Consider the following 20,620-nt stretch of genomic DNA (forward strand, 5'->3'; position numbering starts at 1 on the left):
CCCCAAGAGGTCAGGGGCGAAGCTCGAGGACGATCTCGCCGTCCTCGTCGGTCTCCCCGGTCCGCGTGAACCCGAGGTCGGCGTAGAGGCTCGCCGCAGCGACGTTGTCGGGGTGGTGGGTCAGCCGGGTCACCCAGTGGCCGGGTTGCTCGGCGAGCCAGCCGACCAGCGCCACCATCGCCGCACGGCCGAGCCCTCGCCCTTGGGCCGACCGGTCGATGACGAACCCGCCGATCCAGTGCGAACCGTCGTCGTCGAGGCCCCACATGACGTGGCCCACGACGGTCTCGCCCTCGTGGATGCCGAGCGAGGTCCACGGTCCGCCCTTCTGGTTGGTCAGCATGTAGCGCGCGGCCATGGGGTGGACGAACGCCCGCTGCTCGTCGGTCGGCACGACGTCGGCGACCGCGCGCCAGTCCTCGCCGATCGGCCGCAGGCTCACGACCGGGCCGGTGGAGAGCTCCTCCTCCGGGACGGTGATCTCCTCGGGCTCGGGGACCGTGGGCACCGTCTGCCACCCCTCGTTCTCGAGGCGCAGGTGGTCGATGGTCACGGCATTGGCGTCGGCGTCGAGGTCCGGGAGGGCCTGAAGCTCGGAGACCCAGCAGCCGGTGAGGTGATAGGTCCGGACGAGCCGACCCGCCTCGTCGTGGACGGCGATGTCGAGGTCCATGCGGGAGGCCAGCTCCCCGCGCGTGGCCCATGCGACGAAGTCGGGGTCGTGGCTCACGCCGCGCTCGAGCGCGAAGGCCTCCGACACCGCACCGCTGGTCGGGGGCGCGTCACCGATGACGACGGCCGTGGTGCGCTTGACGGCGCTCAGGCTGGAGAAGCCGGCCACCTCGCGGCCTCCGCCGCTCACCGTGAACATGAACGAGCCGTAGGGCTCCGAGCGCTCCACGCTCCCCGGATCGACGCTCATCCTCACCTCCACAGGGCCAGCCGGACTGCTCGACGGTACCTGCGCATCCTGCGAGCCCGGACGAAACGGGAGGACCGGACACACGTGGCTCGACGGCATACGGGATCGCGGACGTCGTCGCGGGATTCGTGACGGGACCCGCCTCACAGGAGGGGCACAGACCAGGCACAGTGCCGGCACGACGGCAGCATCCACAGTGGGAGGACCACCCCAGCCAAGGAGCCGTCATGAGTCCCATGTCCCGTCCCGACCAGCCCACCTTCGAGGGCCGCCCGCTCGCCCGTCCCCAGGACGAGCTCGTCGACCAGGGCGCGGCGTTCGACGCGACCACGCTCTTCTCACGTCGCCGGATGCTCAGCGTCCTCGGCATCGGCATGGGGACCGTCGCCCTTGCAGCCTGCGGTGCGGACACGACGAGCTCGAGCGGCACCACGAGCAGCGGATCCGCGAGCGCCTCCGGCACCGCGACCGGTGAGATCCCCGAGGAGACCAACGGTCCCTACCCCGCCGACGGCACGCAGGACCTCAACATCCTCGAGCAGTCCGGCATCGAGCGGCAGGACATCCGCACCAGCCTCGACGGCGGCGAGGCCGTTGCCGGTGTCGCGCTGACGATGGCGTTCGTCGTCACCGACATGGCGAACGACAAGCCCTTCGAGGGCGCGGCCGTCTATGCGTGGCAGTGCGACGCCGAGGGCCGCTACTCGATGTACTCCGACGGCGTCACCGACCAGACCTGGCTGCGCGGCGTGCAGGTCGCCGACGCCGACGGCAAGGTGAGCTTCACGACGATCGTGCCCGGCTGCTACTCCGGCCGCTGGCCACACATCCACTTCGAGGTCTATCCCGACAAGGCCTCGGCCACCGACGTCGACAACGTCATCGCCACGTCGCAGGTCGCCTTCCCGCAGGACATGCTCACGCCCATCTACGCCCGCTCCGAGTACGGCGACTCCGCCCGCAACATGGCCTCGGTCGGCTCCGTCGAGGACGACATGATCTTCTCCGACAGCCTCGACCTCCAGACGCCAACGATCACCGGCTCGATCGACGCCGGCTACACCGCGACCCTCAAGGTCGGCGTCGACACGACGACCGAGCCGTCCGCCGGCGGCGGTGGAGGTATGCCGGGTGGTGGCCCCGGTGGTGGCCAGCCACCCGCTCCCCGCAGCTGACCCGGGAGGCCGCGGCACGGCATACGGGGCAGGAGAGCAAGCACACGAGGAGGTGCCCCCGCGCCGGATTCCGACGCAGGGGCACCTCCTTCTCACGTATGCCGTGTGCGCGGCTGCGTCAGAGGTCGCTCCTCTCCTGGACCTTGAGGGTGTTGACGACCGGGTCGCCCATCGCCTTGCGCGGGATGAACTCGACCGTCAGCATGCCGCCGCCGTGCTCGACCGTGATGCTGTCGAGGTCGGCGGTGAAGGTGCCGGCGTCCTTGGCGATGTCCTTGCCGACGATGACGTAGGCACCGTTGACCTTGACGTCGAACTGGTGCTTGCCCGTCTTGACGTTCGCGAGCTCGGCGAAGCCGAACTCCACGGCATAGGTCCCGGCGGGAGCCTCGTCGAAGCGGTAGGTCATCGCACCGAGCCGCTGCGTCTGGAAGAGCCGCGGGTCGTCGGTCCCGGCGACCGGCTTGTTCGTCGTGACGACCCGTGTGCCGGAGCCGACGTAGCCCCAGCCACCGGCCGAGAACGCCCGGTCGCCCTGCCAGAGGAAGAGGTCCTTGCCCTGGCTGGCCGCGCCACCGGTGTCGACCCCGACCTGGTAGGCCGAGATGACGACGGTGAACGGGACGGAGACGGCCTTGACTCGGCCTGCGCCCGTGCTCATCCGCAGCGCACCCGTCCACACACCGGGCTCGGCGAGGGAGGCGTCGACGTCCACGGTGAACGTCTTCGTCTCGCCCACCGCGATGGTGGTCGTCTGCGGTGCGACCGTCAGCCACGGGACGTCCGTGACGATCGGGTCGCCCACGTCGACGAGGTAGGCGTCGCCGGTGACCTGGTTGGCCGCCCAGACGTTGCCGTCGCCGTCGACCTCGAGGCCGGCGCCGGGGAACTCCTCGGACGACGGGTAGGCCACCGTGCGCAGCGTCGAGCAGTCGGTCGTCGACAGCTGGTAGAACACCGTGCCGGTCTCCGCGCTCGGCACCATCCACACGGTGTCGGACTCCGGGTTGTAGCCGAGGCCGGCAATGCCCGGCTCGGCCGGCTCGCACGACCCGAGGGTCGCGCCCGGGGTGTCGTGGCTCGGACCGGCGACGGTGTAGACGACGCCCTCGTTCCAGCCGCCGACGTAGAACACGTCGTCGGCCTCGTTGTAGGCGAGGCCGCGCTGCGACACGCTCGACCACTCCGCGCCGTCGATGCGCGACGACTCGGCGCCGGTCTCGGGGTCGAAGCAGACGATGGCGTTGTCGCCGCCGACGTTGACCTGGCACATCTCGCCCGTGCGGGTGTTGCGCGCCAGGTCACCGTTCCACGTGCCACCCCAGTCGCCGGAGAACGACTGCTGGAGCGCGCCGTCCGCGGTGAACCGGTTGTTGGTGACCGCCTCCGGGTCGGAGAGCCACACGGTGCCGTCACCGACACCGACGCCCCACGCGACGTCGAGCCCGGAGGCCCACGTCTTGAGGACGTCGCCGGTGGCCGTCGGGCCGACGAGCGACTTCTGCGCCGCACGCTGCGTGGCGCTGAAGAGGCCCTTCGTCGAGCGCGCCGTCGAGTCCTGCTTCGTGGCGGTGCGCAGCGCCGTGGCGCCGAGCGAGGCCGGGCGCTCGGCCGAGGCCGCCGTCCGGCGACCGGACTCCGCGATCGAGAGCTCGAGCGGGGCCGTCCCGGTGTTCTTGACGGTGAACGTCTCCCGACGCTTGTCCCCGTCACCGAGCACGCCCCAGTCGTAGGACGTCTTGCCGGTGATGGTCGCGATGCCCGTCCTGAGGGCCGGGCTGAACTCGGCCGTGTCACCGTCGCCGTCGAAGGTGACCGACGTCGACTCGGTGACGTAGTTCTCCGACTCGACCGTGACGGCATACGTCCCGAGGGAGAGGACCTTGGCGTAGGTGCCGTCCTCCGCGGTCCGCAGGACGATGGGGTCGCCGGTCTCCGGCGTGATCGTCACCTTGGCATCGGCGACCGGGAGCCGGTCGTTGGCGTCGGTGACGGTGCCGGTCAGGGTGCCGGTGGCCGGGGGCACGAAGGTCAGCGCCATGTTGGGCGAGACGGACCCGGCCGTGTTGTAGGCGTACTGCCACGCGACGGTGCCGGTGGCGTTCTCGATGCCGACCGTGGCCGAGGTGCCGGTGAGCGCCGGCTTCGCCTCGGTCATCGGCCCGTAGCCCATGACGACCCGGCCGTTGCGCAGCAGCGCGACCGAGAAGTTCGCGCGGGCGTTGGCGTCACTGAAGAGCCGCACGTTGCGCCACTCGATGACGAACGCCTCGACTCCGCCGACGGTCGCCGTGCCGGTCCAGACACCCGCCGTCGCGTCGACGTTGAGGTCGTCCCAGAACGGGTAGATCGCGGCGTTCGGCGCGGCCGGGCGCGGGAGCGTGGCGTTGCTGTAGACGGTGGCCGGCGCGAGGAAGTTCACGTGGCCGTTGGTCGAGACGAACGCCTTCGCGTAGCGGTCGCCGTAGAACGGGAAGCTCCACGGCAACGGCACCTCGAGCGCCTTCTCGTCACCGGTGAGGCTGGTGAGCGTCGAGCCCTGGAGGTAGCCGCCGGTCCCGACGGTGCACGTGTAGCCGTAGTCGTCGGCGCGTCCGGAGAGCGCGACGTCGGCGGTCTCGTCGCCGTCGACGACGAGCTCACGCGAGTAGGGAGCAGCACAGCCACCGATCGACACGGCGAGGGTGTAGGTGCCCTCGGGCACGTCGGCGATGGAGTAGCGACCGTCCGATCCTGTTGTCACAGAGGGGATCTGGGACGCGAGCGTGACCGTGGCGTTCGGGACCACCGGTCCACCTGCGCCGAGGGTCACGACACCCGAGACCGTATGCCGTGGAGCAGCTTCCAGCGCCACGTCGATCCTCACCGTCTCGCCCTCAGCGACGGAGGCGGTGCGGGTCGAGGTGAGGTAGCCGAAGGCGCTCGTGGTCACGGTGTAGTCGCCGGCGCTGACGGCCACGTCGAACGAGCCGTCGGTGCCGGTGGTGAGGGAGCGGGTCGTCGGGCCGGCGATGCGGACCTGGGCGCCGCTGACCGGTGCCCCGTTCGCGGTGACCGTGCCCGCGACGTGCCCGGCGTTGCCGACGGGGGCCGCGGCGAGGAGCGCCTGCACGTCGAGCTTGCCCTCGCCCCAGACGTTGTTGTTGGCGGCGGTGCCACCGCAGGTGAGGTCGCTCGTGTCCGTCGCGGTCTGGTTGAGCAGGGCCCGGGTGCCGGGGATGTCACCGACGAGGGCCGGTGCCGCACTCCAGAGGAGGGCGACGGCTCCGGCGACGTGCGGCGAGGCCATCGACGTGCCGTTGGCGGTGCCGTAGCCACCGCCCGGGAGCGAGGAGCGCACGGCCACACCGGGTGCGGCGATGTTGGGCTTGACGGCGCCGTCCTGCCCGGCGCCGCGGGCCGAGAAGCTCGCGATGCGGCCGGAGGAGTCGAACGCGCCGGCGGAGTAGTTGCTGATGCGGGAGCCAGGGCTGCCGCTCGTCGTGCAGCCGGGGCCGCTGTTGCCGTTGGACCACTGGCCGAAGATGCCGGCGGCCTCCCACGCGAGGGTGATGTCCTCCATGAAGGGGGCGGTCGACGGGTTGCGCGAGCCCCATGAGTTGTTGATGACGTGCGGGCGCTTCGTCGGGTCGGGCGCGCTGCCGTCGAGCCGGGTCGGCGCGAGCATCCACTGGCCGGACTCCATGAGGTCGGCGTCGGCGCAGGTGCTGCAGCCGTTGGCCTCGATCCAGTTGGCGTCGGGCGCGACACCGATCTGGTTGGTGCCGTCGCCGCCGAGCATCGTGCCCATCGTGTGGGTGCCATGGCCGTCGGTGTCGCACGGGTCGCCGGCCGCGTTGCAGTCGCCGCTGGAGTCGAAGAAGTTGTAGTTGTTGTCGAGGGCGCCGCCGGGCAGGAGTCCGCGGTACTTGGACTTGAGCGCCGGGTGGGTGACGTCGGTGCCGGAGTCGATGCTCGCGACGGTGATGCCCTGACCCTTGATGCCGGTGGCCCAGACGTCGTCGGCGTTGATGGCGGCGATGCCCCACTCGACCGCGTTCGTGCCCTTGTCGCTGGCGGCGGTCATGCGCTCGGGCTTCTCGAGCTCAAGGACGGCCGTCTCACGGATCTGGGAGACCTCGGCGTTGGCGGCGAGGGATTTCGCGAGCTCCTCGGTGCCGCCGCGGACGAGGACGGCGTTGCTGATCCAGTAGGAGGTGTGGTCGATGCTTGCCTTGGTCAGCTGGGCGCGGACGTCGGCCTGGGAGGCGTCGGCCTGCTTGCGGAGGGCGTCGTGAACGGCGACGCCACGCTTGGCCCAGTCCTTCTCCGCGCTGGCGGCGCGCAGGTCGGCGCGGTCGGCGAAGCGGACCCAGAAGTCGGCGGTCTTCTGCTCGTCGAGCTGCTTGGCGACGGCTGCGGTGAGCTTGGCGTCCGGGTCTGGTGCGGCCGACGGAGTCGTTGCTGCCTGCGGTGTTGCTGATGCCGGGAGGCTGCCGAACCCCCATGTCGCCATGAGCAGGGCGAGCACTGCGAGAACGGCTGTGCCCAGCCGCCCGGAACGTTCGGGATGGGATCGCATGCAACCTCCGTCAACTAGCCCGGAGGGGCGTCCGGGACGCGGGAAACGCCCCCGCGATCGAGGACGTGGCCTCACGCTGGCAGTGGACAGCGCTGCAGGACAGGGCGGTTCGGGGTCAGGCAACGGGCAGGTTCCGGGTGGTCCGTCGCGGTCAGTCCGGGCAGGTTCGGGTCGGTTCTCGGGCAGTCCGGTCAGCCTCGTGCTCGCACGGGGTGGCGTCTTTGCCAACTACTGACCTGTAGCGAACCCGCTGCTTACTCGCGCACCCCTAGGTTCTGGTCATTGGGTGGAACATTCACATGGCTGTCTCTGGGGATGGAGAAAACTGTCATGAGTTCGGGACCAGTCGCGAGCACGCTCGTCCTCTGCGTGGGGCTGCCACTTCAGGAGGTGGCTGCCCTGGCCGGCGCGGTGAGACGCGGAACCCTCGTCCTTGCCGCGGGTGACGCCGAGTCGGCGTGGGAGCTGCTGCGGTCACCGGCGGTGGAGCGCGGAGGCGCTGCGCCGACGGTTGTCGCCTCCGAGCCGGTGGCGGCTGCTCCGGTGGTTGCGGCTGGGCAGACTCTCAAGGTCGGGCGGCTGACCATCGACGGGCGGTCGCGCGAGGTGTTGTGCGGTGAGGAGCCGGTGCACCTGTCTGCGCGCGAGTTCGACCTCTTGTTCCTGCTGGCGTCGGACGTTCAGCGGGCATGGCCGTTCGCCGCGCTCGTCCAGGCGCTGTGGCACACCGACTACCTCGGCGACCACGACCAGCTCGCTTCGACGGTGAAGCGCCTGCGCAAGCGGCTCGGTCGGGACGCGGGATGCGTCGTGCACTCGGTGCACGGTGTCGGCTACCGACTCGTCGATACGGAGTCCGCGGTCGCGTAGGAGGGGGCGTGCTGCTCTCTCGGAAGGCGGGCTGCCGCTGTGTGCCGCGGAGGGGTGTCTTTGCTTCAGAAGGTGAAGCGCGTGCAGTCCGTCGGGAACGCGAACCACGCCATCGCCCGATGCGGCGTGATGACCCGAAGGCCACCGCCGTCCTCGCCCGACCACGAGTCGGGGCCGGGGGAGTAGCCGCTCGCCTTGTACTTGAGGAACGCCTCGGACAGTCGCTTGCCCAGGTCGTCGGCGTCGGCCCGGGTGGCCGTGGACTCGCCCTCGACGATGACGACCTCGGTGCCGCTCTCGAGCGTCAGCGTGACGGCGGGGTTGCGTTCGACGTTGCGCGTATGCCGTGTCGTCGGCGCCCCGTCGTACCAGAATCTCCCGTCGAGCCAGACTCCCCAGCGCGGCACGGAGTGCGGGGTGCCGTCGGGTCGGACGCTGGTGAGCCAGTAGTGCAGCGAGTCGACGAGCCGCGGCTCGACATCGGACCAGGCCAGCTGCCCCTTGGCGGTCGTCGGGAGGCCGTATCCGTCAGGGATGACCGGCCGGTCAGCGGTGGGTTCGGTTGATGTGGCATCCATGAATCGACGCTACGCCTGAGGTCCGACACCGGAGAGGACATCGCTCCGGCGGCATTCCGCGGGACGCTCAGCGAGCTGCGTGAACCCGTCTCGTCGGGGCCGCACATCACATATGGTGAGGCGGCCACAAGGGCAGCGGGGGAACGGGGACGGACATGAGCATGTTGCGACGTGGCAATTTGGTGGCGGTGATGCTGCTGAGCGGCCTCACCCTGACTGCGTGCGGAAGTGACTCGCAGGACAACGCGCAGCCGAGTGCAGCCAAGGACTCCGTATCCCCTCAGGCGTCACCCTCGCCCACCCCGAGCGCCACCATCCCGTCGCCTACTTCCACCGACACCAGCGTGGAGTCGCTCGGCGAGCAGATGGGCGCCAAGATCGCCTTCTACGCCGTGGCCAAGGCAGCAGGCATGACTGAGTCCGCGAAGATGGACGAACTGGCCGCCGGCATCTGCAGCCGGATCGGGGCGGGGAAGCCCGAGGACGTGGGGCCCTGGATGAAGGACACCTTCAAGCTCGAGGGCGACGTGGCCGCGAAGGTCGCCGTCACCGCGATCGAGGTCCAGTGTCCCGAGTTCAAGTCGAAGATGGGTCTTTAGCCCGCCCGGACGTCCCCTGGTGAATCCGGGTCCTGGAGAACGCGTTCCCTGTGACGCCTTTGCAAGGACCGGGAGCAGTCCCGCCGCGCGCAGTTACGCCCCTCGCGCGCGACCTCTCACGACGACACCCGGCTCGAGCCGACCGCCGCCATAGCCCGCCTCGGCCAGCGCCTTGGGGTGGGCGAGCGGGAGGTACTGGCCGAAGCGCACCGTCACCGTCTCGTCCTTGCCGACCTCGACGCCGCTGACCGATCCCTCGACCATGAGCGCCGGTGCCGCGAACGTCTGCACGACGTCGGCCGGCAGTGCCAGCAGCCCGAACGTCGCTGCCGTGATCGTGATCCGGCCCTCGCCGTCACGGATGCCCTTGCCCGACCAGCTCTGCCGGAGCAGCCCGGAGAACGCCTCGTCGAGCGACTGGGTGGCGACCTCGCCGGTCGTCTCGATGCCGCGGTTGACGTGGAACATCCGCGCGAGCGCCGGTGTCTGGCCGTCGTCCTGGGGGTCGAAGTGCAGGTTCGTCTTCGCGCCGGGACCGATGAGCGGCAGTCCGTGGACGGCATACGAGAGGCGGACGGTGGCACGTCCGGGACCGGAGTCCTCCTCCTTGCCGTCCTCGTTGAGGCGGGCCCACTGGCCGAGGGTAACGTCGAGTCCGGAGTACTCGGCGCGGATGCCGACCTGGTGCAGGACCTCGAGCCCGTGCTGGCTCAGGCGCTTGCTCGCGTCGTCGGAGAGGCGGTAGGTGCCGTCGTCGTCGCGCTCGACGCCCTCCCAGCGGCGGCTCTCGTCCTCGTATGCCGTGAGCCGCTCGGTGTTGCGCGCCCGGACCGCGCCGCTCGCGGCGAAGACCTCGACCTGGCCGCGGCTGCTGCCGATGGCGTAGCCGTGGGGGACCTGGGCGGTGCCGCGGACGTCGATGTCGAGGACCTTGGCGATGGCCCGGGTCGTCTCGTCGTGCTCCTTGAGGCAGGGCGCGGTGTGGGACACGACCGGGCTGGTGCGCGGAATGTCGGGGAGTTCGACCTTGAAGTCGATCTCGTTGAATGTCAGTGGCATGGCTGGTTCCTTGGGTCTCGGGCGCGGCTGGGGCGCGGTCAGCAGGTGCCGCGCGCGGTCCAGAAGGACCGGTTGCTCACGGGGTCGGTGGTCTCGGCGACGCGCAGCCGCTCGTTGTAGGTGGGGGCGCCGGGGGCCTCGGCCCGCAGGTAGGCCCACTGCACGTTGCTGCCCTCGACGATCTCGTTGGCCTCGGCCCACGCCTCGCGCACCGGCATGTCGATCTTGAAGAGCCAGCTCAGCGGGCCGTAGAAGAACCACGCGGCATACATGGCGAACCACTGGCCGCGGGCGTTCTGGCCGCCGCCGGAGTAGCTGCTGTTGTGGAAGCCGAGCATGTAGTGGAGGCGTGAGAAGGCGGGGATCCAGCGGCCGACGCTGTTGTCAGAGCCGTGGTGGAGCAGGTCGCACGCGTGCGTCGCGAAGATCTCGAGGTCGTTCTTGCCGAAGTCGACGGCCTCGCTCGTGTCGACGCTGCCGCCCCAGACGAGGAAGCCGTCCTGCCAGCCGTGCGAGCTCATCTGCATCGCGTCGACCTGATCGCTGCGTTGCATCGTGCTCGCGGTCGTGACGAAGTCGGACTCCTTGACGTCGCTCTCGCCGTGGTTCTGGGTCCAGTCGAACTCGGCGAGGCCGCCGAGCGTCGACGCGAAGCCCTCAGCCTCGAGACGGCGGCCGTCGATGCCGTCCTTGATCCACCACGACCCCACGTACTTGGCCATGTCGTGCTCCCTTGCGTTCCCCTGCGCCGTCACGGTGACGGCTACAGCGAGAAGGAGGCCGACGTATGCCGCCCAGATACGTTCCGGACGCGGCTTCCGGTCAGCGCTTGGCTGCGCTGCCCTTGGAGTGCTCGACGGTGTAGCGCTTGGCGCTGCTTGCAGTCTTGGCGGCCATCGCGGCGTCGAGGTCGATGTCCAGGACGTCGGCGAAGCGCAGCAGGTAGGTCATCACGTCGGCGACCTCATCGCGGACGGCCTGTCCGCGGTCGGTGCTCATGATCGCGGCGGATTCCTCGGGCGTCAGCCACTGAAAGATCTCCACGAGCTCCGACGCCTCGACGCTCAGAGCCATCGCGAGGTTCTTGGGGGTGTGGAACTGCTGCCACTCCCGCTCCTCGGCGAACGTGCGGATCCGGTCGGTCCAGTCGCTCGTCTCCATGGATGTCCTACTCGTCGTCGCTGAGTCGTCCCGGGATGAGCGACTCGAGGTGGGACTGGGTCTCGGGGTCGGTCGAAAAGATGACCACCGACCGCATGCCGCGCGTCATCAACACCTTGTAGACGTTGCGGACCAGTCGATCGAAGTCATCATCACCGACCGTCTTGCGACTGCGGAAATCCGGGTCCTTGCTCGCGTCACGCACAGTGACCCAGCGACCGTCGCGCCACACGAGGTCGGGGCCGATGATGACTCCGGCGTGGTCATACTCGAAGCCCTGGGCCGTGTAGACGCACCCGATCTGGCCGAACCCTGCGGGGTCCGTGGCCCAGAGCGCTGCGGGCGGCGCCCCACCGACCGAGCGCTCACCGCGAAGGTTCCACGGACGCGCCCAGTCGCCGATCGCGACGTCGGGGACGAGCGTTCCGTCGGGCTGTGGGTCGCTCCACGGCCAGGCGTATCCAGCGGCGATCCGGGCGGTCAGCCCGTCCTCCTGGTGCTTCCGCAACCAGGTCTCCATCTCCTCCGGAGAATTTGCCGTTCGAAGCTCGAAGCGCGGGTCGCCGGGCCACACCGAGGGCGTGCCACCCTCGAGGCCGAGCAGCTGCTGCACCCATGAGACGTAGACCTCCGAGCCTCCGCTGCGGAACTGGTCGTCGAGGCTGATACGACGGACACGAAGGCCGCGCTCGACTGCGTACTCCTCGATCTCGTCCGCGGTGCCCAGCTCGCCGGGGCGCACGACTTGGTGGTCATCGAGCAGGAAGACGGGGACACGAGCGGCGTCGACGAGCTCTTCGATCTGCCGCCGCGCGACGAGCCGCACCTCCTTGCGCGTGTATCGGTTGACCGAGGTCTCGCGGAGGCGGTGGGCCTCGTCAAGGATGAGGCAGTCGAGGCCGTTCTTCTCGGCATCCATGAACGAGTTGAAGTAGGCGAAGAGCTTCTGCACCCTCGGTGCTCGCTTCCCTGCCACCTTTCTCAGGGTCTGGGTGAACGACCGCGACCCCGTCGCGTGCATCACGGAGCGGCCCTGCCGGGCCAGCTCGCCCATGACGGACAGGGCGATCACGGACTTGCCACTGCCGGGGCCACCGGTCACGATGACGACCGTCTTGGTGTCCGCGCCCCGCGCCTGGCTCACGCCATGAAGCACCTGCTCGTAGGCCAACCGCTGCTCGTCGAGGAGGGTGAACATCTCGCGCTGCTGGACCTCTTCGGCCGCTACGGCCAAGAGGTGACGACTGGGCGCGATGCGGCTCGCAAGAAGCGCGTCCGCCGTCGCGGCGCCGGGCTCGGGCGCCAAGTGCTTGCGGAGGAAGTCGACGAAGTCTCCTCGCCGTTGGCCAGTGAAGACGCGTGAGCGCGAGCCACTCGGGGCGGCGACGACGTCACCGACACCCGCATCGGTGGCGTTGTGCAGATATGCCGCCCCGACGAGCGAATGCTCGTTCTCGGCCAGGTAAGTGGTGAAGTCTCGAAGGTAGTCGCAGTAGCCGTCGACTTGCAGGCCGGGGTGGAGGTACTCGCGCTTGATGTGTGGAGCGACTCGGAAGAGGGTGTCCGACCCCTCGATGCCCTCGGCTTCGCTCCACTGCTTGAGCTCCACGACGACGAACGAAGGCTTGCCGCTTGTCGGGTGCTGGCCGGCGAGGACGACATCAGCACGCTTGCTCGTGAGCGGCAGACGGTACTCGAGAAGCACCTCGACGTGGCCCAGCCCAGCGTCTATGAGGTCGGCACGCAGCGCAGGGATCGAGCGCTCCCACGAGTGACGCTCACTGGGGGATGGGCGGTGTCCAACCTGGATAGCCATCTGCTCCGCCAGTCGATCAGCAAGATGAGCCTCGAGTGCCGACAGCCCGTCGACGGAGGTGCGAAGCAAGTGCACGAAGGGTCCCCAAGCAGCACGAAGTAACTCGTGCGGGTGGGGGCATATCCGTGGGAAGCCCGTCGGGCCGCAATGACGAGGTCAGGCTATGACACGGAGGCGCCGTCGTCGCGAGTCCACGCCAACGCCGACTGGTCCCGCTAGTTCTCAGGCTGGGTCCGGGCCCGCCGAGAGGAATACTGCCCTTCAGATACGAAGGCAGCGGGCCCGCGTCACACCGCCCACTATGGGCGCCCCACCCCGCCCAGATTGTCGCGGCCATCGCCGGCCCGGCCCTCCTGCCTCACGCCCTCGAGCTGCGGGCCCCGCGCCGGATGACCCACAGCGCATTCGGCACCTGATGGCACTAGAGCCTGCCTTCGGAGTCCTCCTCGGATTGCTCCTGATGCACCAAGGCCCTCGATTGTCCAGGTCTTCGGCGTCAGCCCGGTGGTCGTCGCAGGTGCGGCCGCCAAGCGAGGCGGACAATGCGAGCTGATGCGGCTTGCAGCGGGCTCACGTCCCGTCTCAACTGGACGTATGGGCATGACCGTCTGGTAGCTCAACTACGAGTCCGGCTAAGCATCGGCCGTACGGCAGCCAGCGAGTGGCTACTGCGCCGGAAGGCCGCGGAACTTGCCATAGCGGTTCTCGAGAGCCGGCTTGGTCCCCTCCAGCACCCGAACTGCCCTCCCCGCTGTTTCGACCTGTGAGATCGCACCGGCGGCAACATGGAAGCTGTCGTTCTCGTAGCGACACTCAACGACTTGGTCCGCGTCGCCGACCACAGCGAGGTTGGCGTTGTGAGTAACGGCGATGATTTGTCGCCGCTTAGACGCTTCGCGCAGGGCCGGAACAACCACGCTCGCGACAGTGTCGTTGTCGAGATTCTCCTCGGGTTGGTCTAGTAGTAGGGGAGACCTGCCTCGGTCAATCAGTAGATAGAAGAGCAGAAGCACGAGACCGCGTTGCCCGGGCGAAAGCGTGCTCAGCGGAGCATCGCCGCTGAGCAACTCGACTCGTTGCCTCACCCACGTCATTCCCAAGATGTCAGTCAAAAAGCCTTTGGCCGAGAATCCGGACTTGAAGTTGGCATCCGGGTCGAGTGGAGCTTCGGGGGTTCCAACAGTCAGGTCGACCAGCCTAAGAACTTGGGCCTCAAGTGATCCCCAGTCGTCTACATCTCCGACCGGGAAATCCAAGGTCGTTGGTAGCAGCGCCGTTGAGCGTCTGCGGTCGATTGAGTCCTGGATCATGGATAGCCGGGAGGCCGTATCCAAGGAGACGTTCGCCCGGATCTCAGTGGCACTAAGACTCTCGTTTTCAGCGGCAAAGCGCTCGACGGGGGCGAACAGTTCACTCACCTGTGCCGACGTACTCAACAGGTTGGCGTGGATCGCTCTTGAGTGGCTCATCAGCTCGGCACGCAAGTCAGCGATCTGCCGGGGGGTCGACTCCCTGCGACGCAACAACCCCTCAAGTCCTCTGAGGGATTGGGGGTCCCCGTCTGCGCCGATGAGACCCGTCAAGTGCGCCTCACGGTCGCGCACCAACTGTCTCGCGTTCTCTCTTGCCGCATCAATTTGCGCCAACTCTCGGGAGACCTCGGTCAGTTGCTGCTGCAACTCCTCGAGCCGCGCGTCGATGTCGGCCTGACTAGCAGCAAGACGCTCGAGCGCTGCGGTCCGCCGACGCTGCGCTACCTCACGCCAGTCTTCACTCGCAATAAGTCGCAGTACCGGCGACGAGGCAGGATCGATATCGAGAACCCCGTAGACGTCGCTCTCGATTGTAGTGTTTATGGAGGCTAGTTCTCCCTCAACCTCCTGCACTCGAGCGGCAAGAGCCGCCTCTTCGAGTTCCGTTCCACGAATTGCAGCAAAGGACGCAACGATCGTGGCCCGTTCTCCCAGAAGCCCAGCTCGCTGAGCCTCGAGGGCGTCCGCACGTTCACGGCGTCCGACAACTTCCATGTCATCCCGTCCAACCGTTTGCGCGGCAGCGAGCTCTGCGCGCGCCTCGGCCAGCGCGCTCTCAGCCTGAGCAACGGCCGCCTTCTGCCGCTCCACTGCCCCGCGGAGGTTGGCCAGCGGGTTCCGTCGGTGGAACTGCACGACGTCTAGGAGAGTCGCAATGTCCTGGCCAAGCTCGGCTCGCAAACTCTGCAGCTCTACTTCAAGAGCAGCCGTTCGCTTCTTCTGTAGGTCCTCGAAACTCAGGGCCCCGGCGCGTTCCTCCTCGCCAATGTGCGAGAACAGAACCTTCTTCAGCTCCGCCTCGAAGTCACGCGCTGCTTCGCTATTGGGCCGGGCCGTGCAAACGCGCTCAACGAACGCCTGCGGCAGATACTCGACTCGCACTTCGCCTGCGAACGGCTCTCGGGCTGTGTTTAAGTTCAGCGACGACGTGGTGCCGTTCTGCCAAGCAATCGTCGACGTGTACGAACTCGCCTCGTCCGAGTTTCGGGGAGCCAAGAACCGGCTCTCATTCAGGAACGCAAACTCCTTCCGGCGTGGGCTGCCCCCCGCAAGCGCGATGCAATCCAGCAGGGCCGACTTGCCTTGGCCCTTGTTTCCAACGATGGCCACAAACTGACTATTTAGCGGCAGAGAGTAGTCGAACTTTAGGTCACCACCGCCTGTTGAGACGGGACGGATCGAGACTGATTCGATGTACCGATCTGGATACCGATTGACGTTCTGGAGGTGCTGGGGTTGTACTCCAACGAAGACTCGCTCTTTGAACTCCGTGAGAGCGTGGCGCAGACCCGAAAACGAACGTTCGGCATTGACCCAATTTAGACAGTTGCCGAGGCGAGCGTTGTCAGTTGAGGATGCCCAGTTGTGCGCATCGCTGCAGTCGAAGAGCTTGGACAGGACGTTCTGCGCTTTCAGTGCCTCAACGCTCGGGGCCCACCGTTCCGGATCATCGAAAGCCGTGAACAGTAGGTCGGCTCGCTCGATCGTGTCCCGCTTGAGGGCGGCGGATTGATTCCACCGCATGTCCGACCACTCGGCCTTGCCGAGTGCTTGAAGCGTGCGGCCCTTGAAGTATGAGGACTTCAACACGTCGTCGATTCGCTCACGGGACATCACCAAGTTCGCGAACCCGACCTGCAACGGTGACGCCATCTGATCACGCATTTCCTCGGGGGCTAGAGCGAGGATCTTGGTCCCCAAGTCCTGCAGGGACTCGCGAGTGACCACTCCAGACCAACTTCCCCGGTAGTCGTCCTTCGACAAGTCGAAGCCGGAGGTGAGGGCGGCCAGAAATTGCGCGTCGATGACATCCGGCTCGATCGTGGGATCGAACAAGACGTGAAGATTCTGGCGGCTGAGTTTGGTTTCAGCCCCACCGAGAATGTCCAATCGCATCTCCACGACAGGGAGGATCAGCTCGATGTTCGGAAGGTTGCCCGCCAGCCAAGCCGCGCGCACTCTCCGGTATCCGTCGATGAACCAGTAGTCGTTTATCCCCAGCACGCGGATGCTTGCTGGCAAGTCTGCGAGAGCTTGGAGGTACTTGTCCCAGACCTTGGCTTGGTCGCCGCCGTAGTTCTGAACTATCGATGCAGGCGTATGCACGTGTAGGTCCCAAATGGACCATTCGCTGCCGCGCTCAACGCTCACCCTTCATCCCCCCTGCTGAAGACGGACACCGTAGGCGGATCGTAACGGCAACACACGTGTGGAGCGGGGTGCCACCCGGCGTTTCAGGGGCTCGCGGCAGCGCCCAGCGCTGAAAGGCCTGGGTCACGCAGCTGCCTCAGCCTGCCGCGCCGGTCCGCACCAGGTGATGGCTAGGGAGGTTCTGCCCCGTGCGTCATATCGCCGCGAAGCCGTAGATTCCTAGGGCGCCTCGAGCGTCAATCGTGCATTCGCTGCCGCGGTGAGGTCGTACATCCACAGCACCGAGTCGGTTAGCCCGGGTAGGGACTGGCCGCGCAGTTGACCCGTGCCAAGCTCGTCGGCGCTAACGGCAGATCTGCTCTGGACCTGTCGACGCAGGAGCCGGTGCTGCGCGCGCGCATCATGGTACTGACCGCTGGTCGAACCACCCATCAGCTTCGCGGTTCCTTGCGCTTCCTTCGCGCTGTTTAGCTCCTCGAGGTAGGCCCGTGCCAGCCGCTCCTCTGGTTCATCTCCGGCGTCTCCAAGAACCCAGAGTGCGTGGGCGCAATTCTCCATGACGGCGCGGACGAGTAGACCCGGAGAGAAGTGCACTTCCCCCGTGGCGTACATGCTCGCTAGCTGTACTGACCGGGGACGTTGATTGATCAGCGCGTGGGTGGCAGGACTCGGTCAAGTGCACTGGCGTCTCCTTCGACGCGAACACCATTTGCGACGGCAACTGCTAGGGGCATGGTTCCCTGCAGAAGCGCGACCAGGACAGGGCCTGGGCCCGTGACGCTGGCACTGGGGCTCGCGTCGTGCTTGCAGGGCTGGACTGTCACGGCTCCCATCGCTGCGGTGAGGTCGAAGCCGTCGTCGAGGGTGCCGAAGCGGATGACGACGGCCGGCTCGGTCGGCCGGTGGTCGTGGAGCAGGAAGCGAGCTGGCTGGCTGAGCCAGTGCATCTGGAAGATCGCGTCGCGTGGCGCGTCTGGAACCGTGGGCGCGCCCCACTTCAAGAGCTCACGCAACACTCCGTCCAGGGCCATGCCACGGTCGGTGAGCCGGTATGTCGGGACGCCCGTCACCCCTGGGCATGAATCTCGGGTGACCACCCCGTTCGCCTCGAGGTCGCGCAAGCGCTGGGTGAGCAGGTTTGTCGCGATGCCGGGCAGGCCGCGTTGCACTTCCCCGAACCGCGAGGGCCCCTGGATCAGGAGCTCGCGCACGATCAGAAGAGTCCAGCGGTCGCCGACCACATCTAGGGCGCGGGCGATCGAGCACAACTGTCCGTAGGACTTCACCCAACACTCCTTGACTTTCTCAAGTGCCTGCTTGAAAGTTTCAAGCATCATTCTCACACCAAGGAGAGCCATGCCCGCCACCCTGTCCTCTGCTGCCCCGCAGGTCCTCAAGGACTACTACCGGATCCTCGAGTCCGGCTCCGACCACTACGAGGACGGGGCCACCCTGCGGCCCCTGCTGAGCGACCATCTCGACTTCACCGGGCCCCTGGCCGGCCACCGCCCCGATGCGACTGAGGGCTTCCTGCGAGGCGTTTCAGGCTTCATCGCGACGGTCGGGCAGATCGAGATCATCCACGACGTGCACGGCCCCACCGGCTCGGCCGTGCTGTACACGGCGACCATGCCCGGCGGGCCCATGACCTTTGCCGAGTTCTTCACCTTCGACGGCGACCTCATCACGTCCCTGAACCTGCACTACAACGGCCCCGAGTACATCGAGAAGGGCGGCCGATGACGGCCCAGCAGAGCCTCGTTGAACGCGTTCGCCACGCGCTGCGGGACCGTAGCCCCCGCGAGGTACCGATGTTCGGGGGCGTGTCCTTCATGGTGGAGGGCCGCATGGTCGTCGCCGCGCGCCGCGAAGGGGCGCTCCTGCTGCGCATCAACCCCAGCGCGGCGGCAGAACTGCTCGCCCGCCCGGGCGCCCGCCCCGCGCTCATGGGGGCAGACCGCCCCATGGGCGACGGGTGGATCAGCGTCGAACCGGCCGCGCTCGAAGGGACCGGACTCGACAGCTGGCTCGCGCCCGCGCTGTCCTTCCACGCAGCGCAGGGCACCAAGTAGAACGTCTCCCACGGTGGCCGGTCGCTGACGCGACCGGCCACCGACCCATGTCAGGAGGACCTTTGAGCCATCCCAACGCCGCACTGACCCCGCGCTATCGCCTGAAAGTCGCTCGCCTCGTGGTCGAGGACGGGTGGCCTATCAGTGAGGTCGCCGCCCGATTTCAGGTCTCCTGGCCGACCGTGAAGCGGTGGGTCGACCGTTACCTGGCCGGCGAGCCCATGCAGGACCGATCCTCGCGCCCGAGGACGTCGCCCAACAAGACGTCGAAGTCGGTGACAAAGCGCTGCGTGAGCCTGCGAATGCGGTTGCGAGAAGGGCCGGTTCAGCTCGCCGCTCGACTCGACATCGCACCGTCCACGGTGCATCGCATTCTCACGACGGCACGCCTGAACCGGCTGTCATACGTCGACCGGGCCACCGGTGAGCCGATCCGCCGGTACGAGCACCCCCACCCCGGTTCCTTGGTGCACGTGGACGTGAAGAAGCTCGGGAACATCCCCGACGGCGGCGGCTGGCGCTACGTCGGCCGCCGCCAAGGAGAACGGAACCGGGCTGCGACCCCTGGGAAGCCGAAGAGCAAGTGGCACAACCCCAAGCTCGGGTACGCGTTCGTGCACACAGTCATCGACGACCACTCCCGCGTCGCGTACACCGAGGTCCACGACGACGAGACCGCCGTCACCGCCGTCGGCGTCCTGCACCGCGCTGTCGAGTGGTTCGCCGAACGGGGCGTCACCATCCAACGGGTGTTGTCGGACAACGGCGGCGCGTACCGGTCACACCTGTGGCGGGACACCTGCGAAGCGCTGTCGATCACGCCGAAGCGGACCCGCCCGTACCGCCCGCAGACCAACGGCAAGGTTGAGAGATTTCACCGCACCATGGCCGACGGGTGGGCCTACGCCCGCTGCTACACCAGCGAGCAAGAACGACGTGACGCCCTTCCCGACTGGCTGCACCAGTACAACCACCACCGCCCCCACACCGCGTGCGGTAACCAGCCGCCCTTCTCACGATTGATCAACGTCCCCGGTCAGTACAGCTAGCCCACCGAGATGACCACTTGCCGCAAGCACGAAGGTCTGTGCGACCTCGGCGACCAGCCTGAACCCCGTCTCCCCCTGACGATCCACGATCGCCGGGTCAGGCGACGGCAACGCGGTGGCGTCTTGAACCGCGGCGGAGCCTTCGGCGGGAATCCAGTGGTAGGGGTCTGCGATCTCGAGGAACACAGCCCGGCCGAAACCGAACAGGTCCCCCAACTCGACAAGACGCGCCGGAACCTGCCCCGGCCGTGCGGATGATGAGGAAGATCGGCCTGCATAGTTGAGACCGTATCGCCCGGCAGTGGCGGCCCCTGAAAGGTCACTGACTCGGGCGGGGAGGCATCAACAGGTCTTACCTACCGTTGACCCGATGGGTCTCAAGCGTGCGTCACTGCGCCGCGTGCCGGCCGAGGATAGGAGGGTTGGTCGGCTGGCTCGCTGGCGAGGGCGGTCAGATGGTCGCCAACGCTACGTGAGCCGCTGTTGCAAAGCCTCGAATGTGTGAACCTCGAGCGCTCTCGTTGCAACCTGCAGCCACTCGATCTTGCCCGCAGCGAACTGGGTCTCTCGAACGTTGCCACTAGGCACTATGGCGCGCTGCAGGATCGCCTCCATCTCGTAGATGGCTAAGTTCGAGCTACCCGTGATGTCGCCTGCCTGTTCTACGGTGCGTACGCCCATTCGATCGGGATCGCCCGACGCCGCATCGAATGAGAACCAAGAGAAGCGCGTCCAAAGGCCGGCGTGATCGTCATCTAGATGATCGTAGAGACGCCCGCCAATGCCATTCGCGCCTTCTGACAACCCTACGTAGTAGGGGCCCACGTCGTTGTACAGCACATACACCCCACGTGACCTCCGAAAGTTGGCGATCTGCAACGTCCCGCGATTGAGTCCCTGTCGTCCGAGCAGTTGCCAGCCGTGGCTGCCCCAATCGACTAGGTCGCGTTCCCAAAACCGGCCGTACGCCTGGATCAGCATCCCTTCATGCTGTCTCAGGCGGGTAGTGCCGCCCGCCGCGACACGCCCTGTTCATCCGATCCACAGTGCGTCACTCCGCCGCGTGCGGCCCGTG

Annotated in this window: 16 protein-coding genes; 6 read left to right on the top strand and 10 right to left on the bottom strand. The window is 67.5% G+C overall.

Annotated elements, in window-relative coordinates:
• Positions 1-10 precede the first annotated feature (10 nt).
• On the bottom strand, positions 11-922 hold the full coding sequence (locus N798_RS17765; protein ID WP_084100242.1) for a GNAT family N-acetyltransferase: 912 nt from the start codon (positions 920-922) through the stop codon (positions 11-13).
• A 227-nt stretch (positions 923-1,149) separates the two neighbouring features.
• Here N798_RS17765 and N798_RS07245 point away from each other — a divergent pair, with 227 nt between their 5' ends.
• Complete coding sequence (locus N798_RS07245) at positions 1,150-2,097, top strand: intradiol ring-cleavage dioxygenase (protein WP_035947425.1); 948 nt, start codon at positions 1,150-1,152, stop codon at positions 2,095-2,097.
• Between the two features lie 118 nt (positions 2,098-2,215).
• Here the strand turns inward: N798_RS07245 and N798_RS17255 are convergent, their stop codons facing one another.
• Positions 2,216-6,658 (bottom strand): S8 family serine peptidase, encoded by a 4,443-nt coding sequence (locus N798_RS17255; protein ID WP_084100248.1) that lies wholly within the window; start codon positions 6,656-6,658, stop codon positions 2,216-2,218.
• A 330-nt stretch (positions 6,659-6,988) separates the two neighbouring features.
• On the opposite strand from N798_RS17255, the gene N798_RS17260 reads away from it, so the two are divergent.
• The gene (locus tag N798_RS17260) at positions 6,989-7,528 is read left to right on the top strand and encodes a winged helix-turn-helix domain-containing protein (protein ID WP_052117022.1); all 540 of its coding nucleotides are present in this window, start codon (positions 6,989-6,991) and stop codon (positions 7,526-7,528) included.
• A 65-nt stretch (positions 7,529-7,593) separates the two neighbouring features.
• Here the strand turns inward: N798_RS17260 and N798_RS07260 are convergent, their stop codons facing one another.
• On the bottom strand, positions 7,594-8,106 hold the full coding sequence (locus N798_RS07260; protein ID WP_052117023.1) for a pyridoxamine 5'-phosphate oxidase family protein: 513 nt from the start codon (positions 8,104-8,106) through the stop codon (positions 7,594-7,596).
• A 155-nt stretch (positions 8,107-8,261) separates the two neighbouring features.
• Here N798_RS07260 and N798_RS18065 point away from each other — a divergent pair, with 155 nt between their 5' ends.
• On the top strand, positions 8,262-8,705 hold the full coding sequence (locus N798_RS18065; protein ID WP_156971653.1) for a hypothetical protein: 444 nt from the start codon (positions 8,262-8,264) through the stop codon (positions 8,703-8,705).
• Between the two features lie 93 nt (positions 8,706-8,798).
• Here the strand turns inward: N798_RS18065 and N798_RS07270 are convergent, their stop codons facing one another.
• From N798_RS07270 to N798_RS07300, 6 genes are all read right to left on the bottom strand, one after another.
• Positions 8,799-9,764: a hypothetical protein gene (locus N798_RS07270; protein ID WP_035947427.1), complete on the bottom strand. Its 966-nt coding sequence runs from the start codon at positions 9,762-9,764 to the stop codon at positions 8,799-8,801.
• 38 nt (positions 9,765-9,802) lie between these two features.
• A complete protein-coding gene (locus N798_RS07275; RefSeq protein ID WP_035947430.1) occupies positions 9,803-10,486 on the bottom strand; it encodes a DUF6345 domain-containing protein in 684 nt (227 codons plus the stop codon).
• Positions 10,487-10,586: 100 nt separating this feature from the next.
• On the bottom strand, positions 10,587-10,925 hold the full coding sequence (locus N798_RS07280) for a nucleotide pyrophosphohydrolase (protein ID WP_035947431.1): 339 nt from the start codon (positions 10,923-10,925) through the stop codon (positions 10,587-10,589).
• A gap of 7 nt (positions 10,926-10,932) precedes the next feature.
• Positions 10,933-12,741, bottom strand: a complete 1,809-nt coding sequence (locus tag N798_RS07285) for a DUF2075 domain-containing protein (protein ID WP_084100254.1) — start codon at positions 12,739-12,741, stop codon at positions 10,933-10,935.
• 665 nt (positions 12,742-13,406) lie between these two features.
• Positions 13,407-16,424: a TrlF family AAA-like ATPase gene (locus N798_RS07290; protein ID WP_035947433.1), complete on the bottom strand. Its 3,018-nt coding sequence runs from the start codon at positions 16,422-16,424 to the stop codon at positions 13,407-13,409.
• A gap of 647 nt (positions 16,425-17,071) precedes the next feature.
• Complete coding sequence (locus N798_RS07300; RefSeq protein ID WP_229708892.1) at positions 17,072-17,782, bottom strand: winged helix-turn-helix transcriptional regulator; 711 nt, start codon at positions 17,780-17,782, stop codon at positions 17,072-17,074.
• On the opposite strand from N798_RS07300, the gene N798_RS07305 reads away from it, so the two are divergent.
• The 3 genes from N798_RS07305 to N798_RS07315 all read left to right on the top strand — a co-directional run bounded on the left by N798_RS07305 (position 17,781) and on the right by N798_RS07315 (position 19,545).
• Positions 17,781-18,167, top strand: a complete 387-nt coding sequence (locus N798_RS07305) for a nuclear transport factor 2-like protein (protein ID WP_035947435.1) — start codon at positions 17,781-17,783, stop codon at positions 18,165-18,167. The genes N798_RS07300 and N798_RS07305 overlap by 2 nt on opposite strands.
• Positions 18,168-18,235: 68 nt before the next feature.
• The gene (locus tag N798_RS07310) at positions 18,236-18,496 is read left to right on the top strand and encodes a TfoX/Sxy family protein (protein ID WP_268234571.1); all 261 of its coding nucleotides are present in this window, start codon (positions 18,236-18,238) and stop codon (positions 18,494-18,496) included.
• Between the two features lie 62 nt (positions 18,497-18,558).
• Positions 18,559-19,545 (top strand): IS481 family transposase, encoded by a 987-nt coding sequence (locus N798_RS07315; RefSeq protein ID WP_035947439.1) that lies wholly within the window; start codon positions 18,559-18,561, stop codon positions 19,543-19,545.
• A gap of 468 nt (positions 19,546-20,013) precedes the next feature.
• Here N798_RS07315 and N798_RS17265 read toward each other — a convergent pair whose 3' ends face one another.
• Positions 20,014-20,526: a GIY-YIG nuclease family protein gene (locus N798_RS17265; RefSeq protein WP_052117025.1), complete on the bottom strand. Its 513-nt coding sequence runs from the start codon at positions 20,524-20,526 to the stop codon at positions 20,014-20,016.
• Positions 20,527-20,620: the final 94 nt, after the last annotated feature.

It is taken from the genome of Knoellia flava TL1 (assembly GCF_000768675.1).
Taxonomy (GTDB): Bacteria; Actinomycetota; Actinomycetes; order Actinomycetales; family Dermatophilaceae; genus Knoellia; species Knoellia flava.

Coding starts and splice junctions, on each gene's coding strand:
- N798_RS17260 (WP_052117022.1), top strand. CDS start 6,989: ATGAGTTCGGGACCAGTCGCGAGCACGCTCGTCCTCTGCGTGGGGCTG.
- N798_RS17765 (WP_084100242.1), bottom strand. CDS start 922: ATGAGCGTCGATCCGGGGAGCGTGGAGCGCTCGGAGCCCTACGGCTCG.
- N798_RS07245 (WP_035947425.1), top strand. CDS start 1,150: ATGAGTCCCATGTCCCGTCCCGACCAGCCCACCTTCGAGGGCCGCCCG.
- N798_RS07275 (WP_035947430.1), bottom strand. CDS start 10,486: ATGGCCAAGTACGTGGGGTCGTGGTGGATCAAGGACGGCATCGACGGC.
- N798_RS07305 (WP_035947435.1), top strand. CDS start 17,781: ATGCCCGCCACCCTGTCCTCTGCTGCCCCGCAGGTCCTCAAGGACTAC.
- N798_RS07260 (WP_052117023.1), bottom strand. CDS start 8,106: ATGGATGCCACATCAACCGAACCCACCGCTGACCGGCCGGTCATCCCT.
- N798_RS07310 (WP_268234571.1), top strand. CDS start 18,236: ATGTTCGGGGGCGTGTCCTTCATGGTGGAGGGCCGCATGGTCGTCGCC.
- N798_RS07285 (WP_084100254.1), bottom strand. CDS start 12,741: ATGGCTATCCAGGTTGGACACCGCCCATCCCCCAGTGAGCGTCACTCG.
- N798_RS07280 (WP_035947431.1), bottom strand. CDS start 10,925: ATGGAGACGAGCGACTGGACCGACCGGATCCGCACGTTCGCCGAGGAG.
- N798_RS17255 (WP_084100248.1), bottom strand. CDS start 6,658: ATGCGATCCCATCCCGAACGTTCCGGGCGGCTGGGCACAGCCGTTCTC.
- N798_RS17265 (WP_052117025.1), bottom strand. CDS start 20,526: ATGCTGATCCAGGCGTACGGCCGGTTTTGGGAACGCGACCTAGTCGAT.
- N798_RS18065 (WP_156971653.1), top strand. CDS start 8,262: ATGAGCATGTTGCGACGTGGCAATTTGGTGGCGGTGATGCTGCTGAGC.
- N798_RS07270 (WP_035947427.1), bottom strand. CDS start 9,764: ATGCCACTGACATTCAACGAGATCGACTTCAAGGTCGAACTCCCCGAC.
- N798_RS07300 (WP_229708892.1), bottom strand. CDS start 17,782: ATGGCTCTCCTTGGTGTGAGAATGATGCTTGAAACTTTCAAGCAGGCA.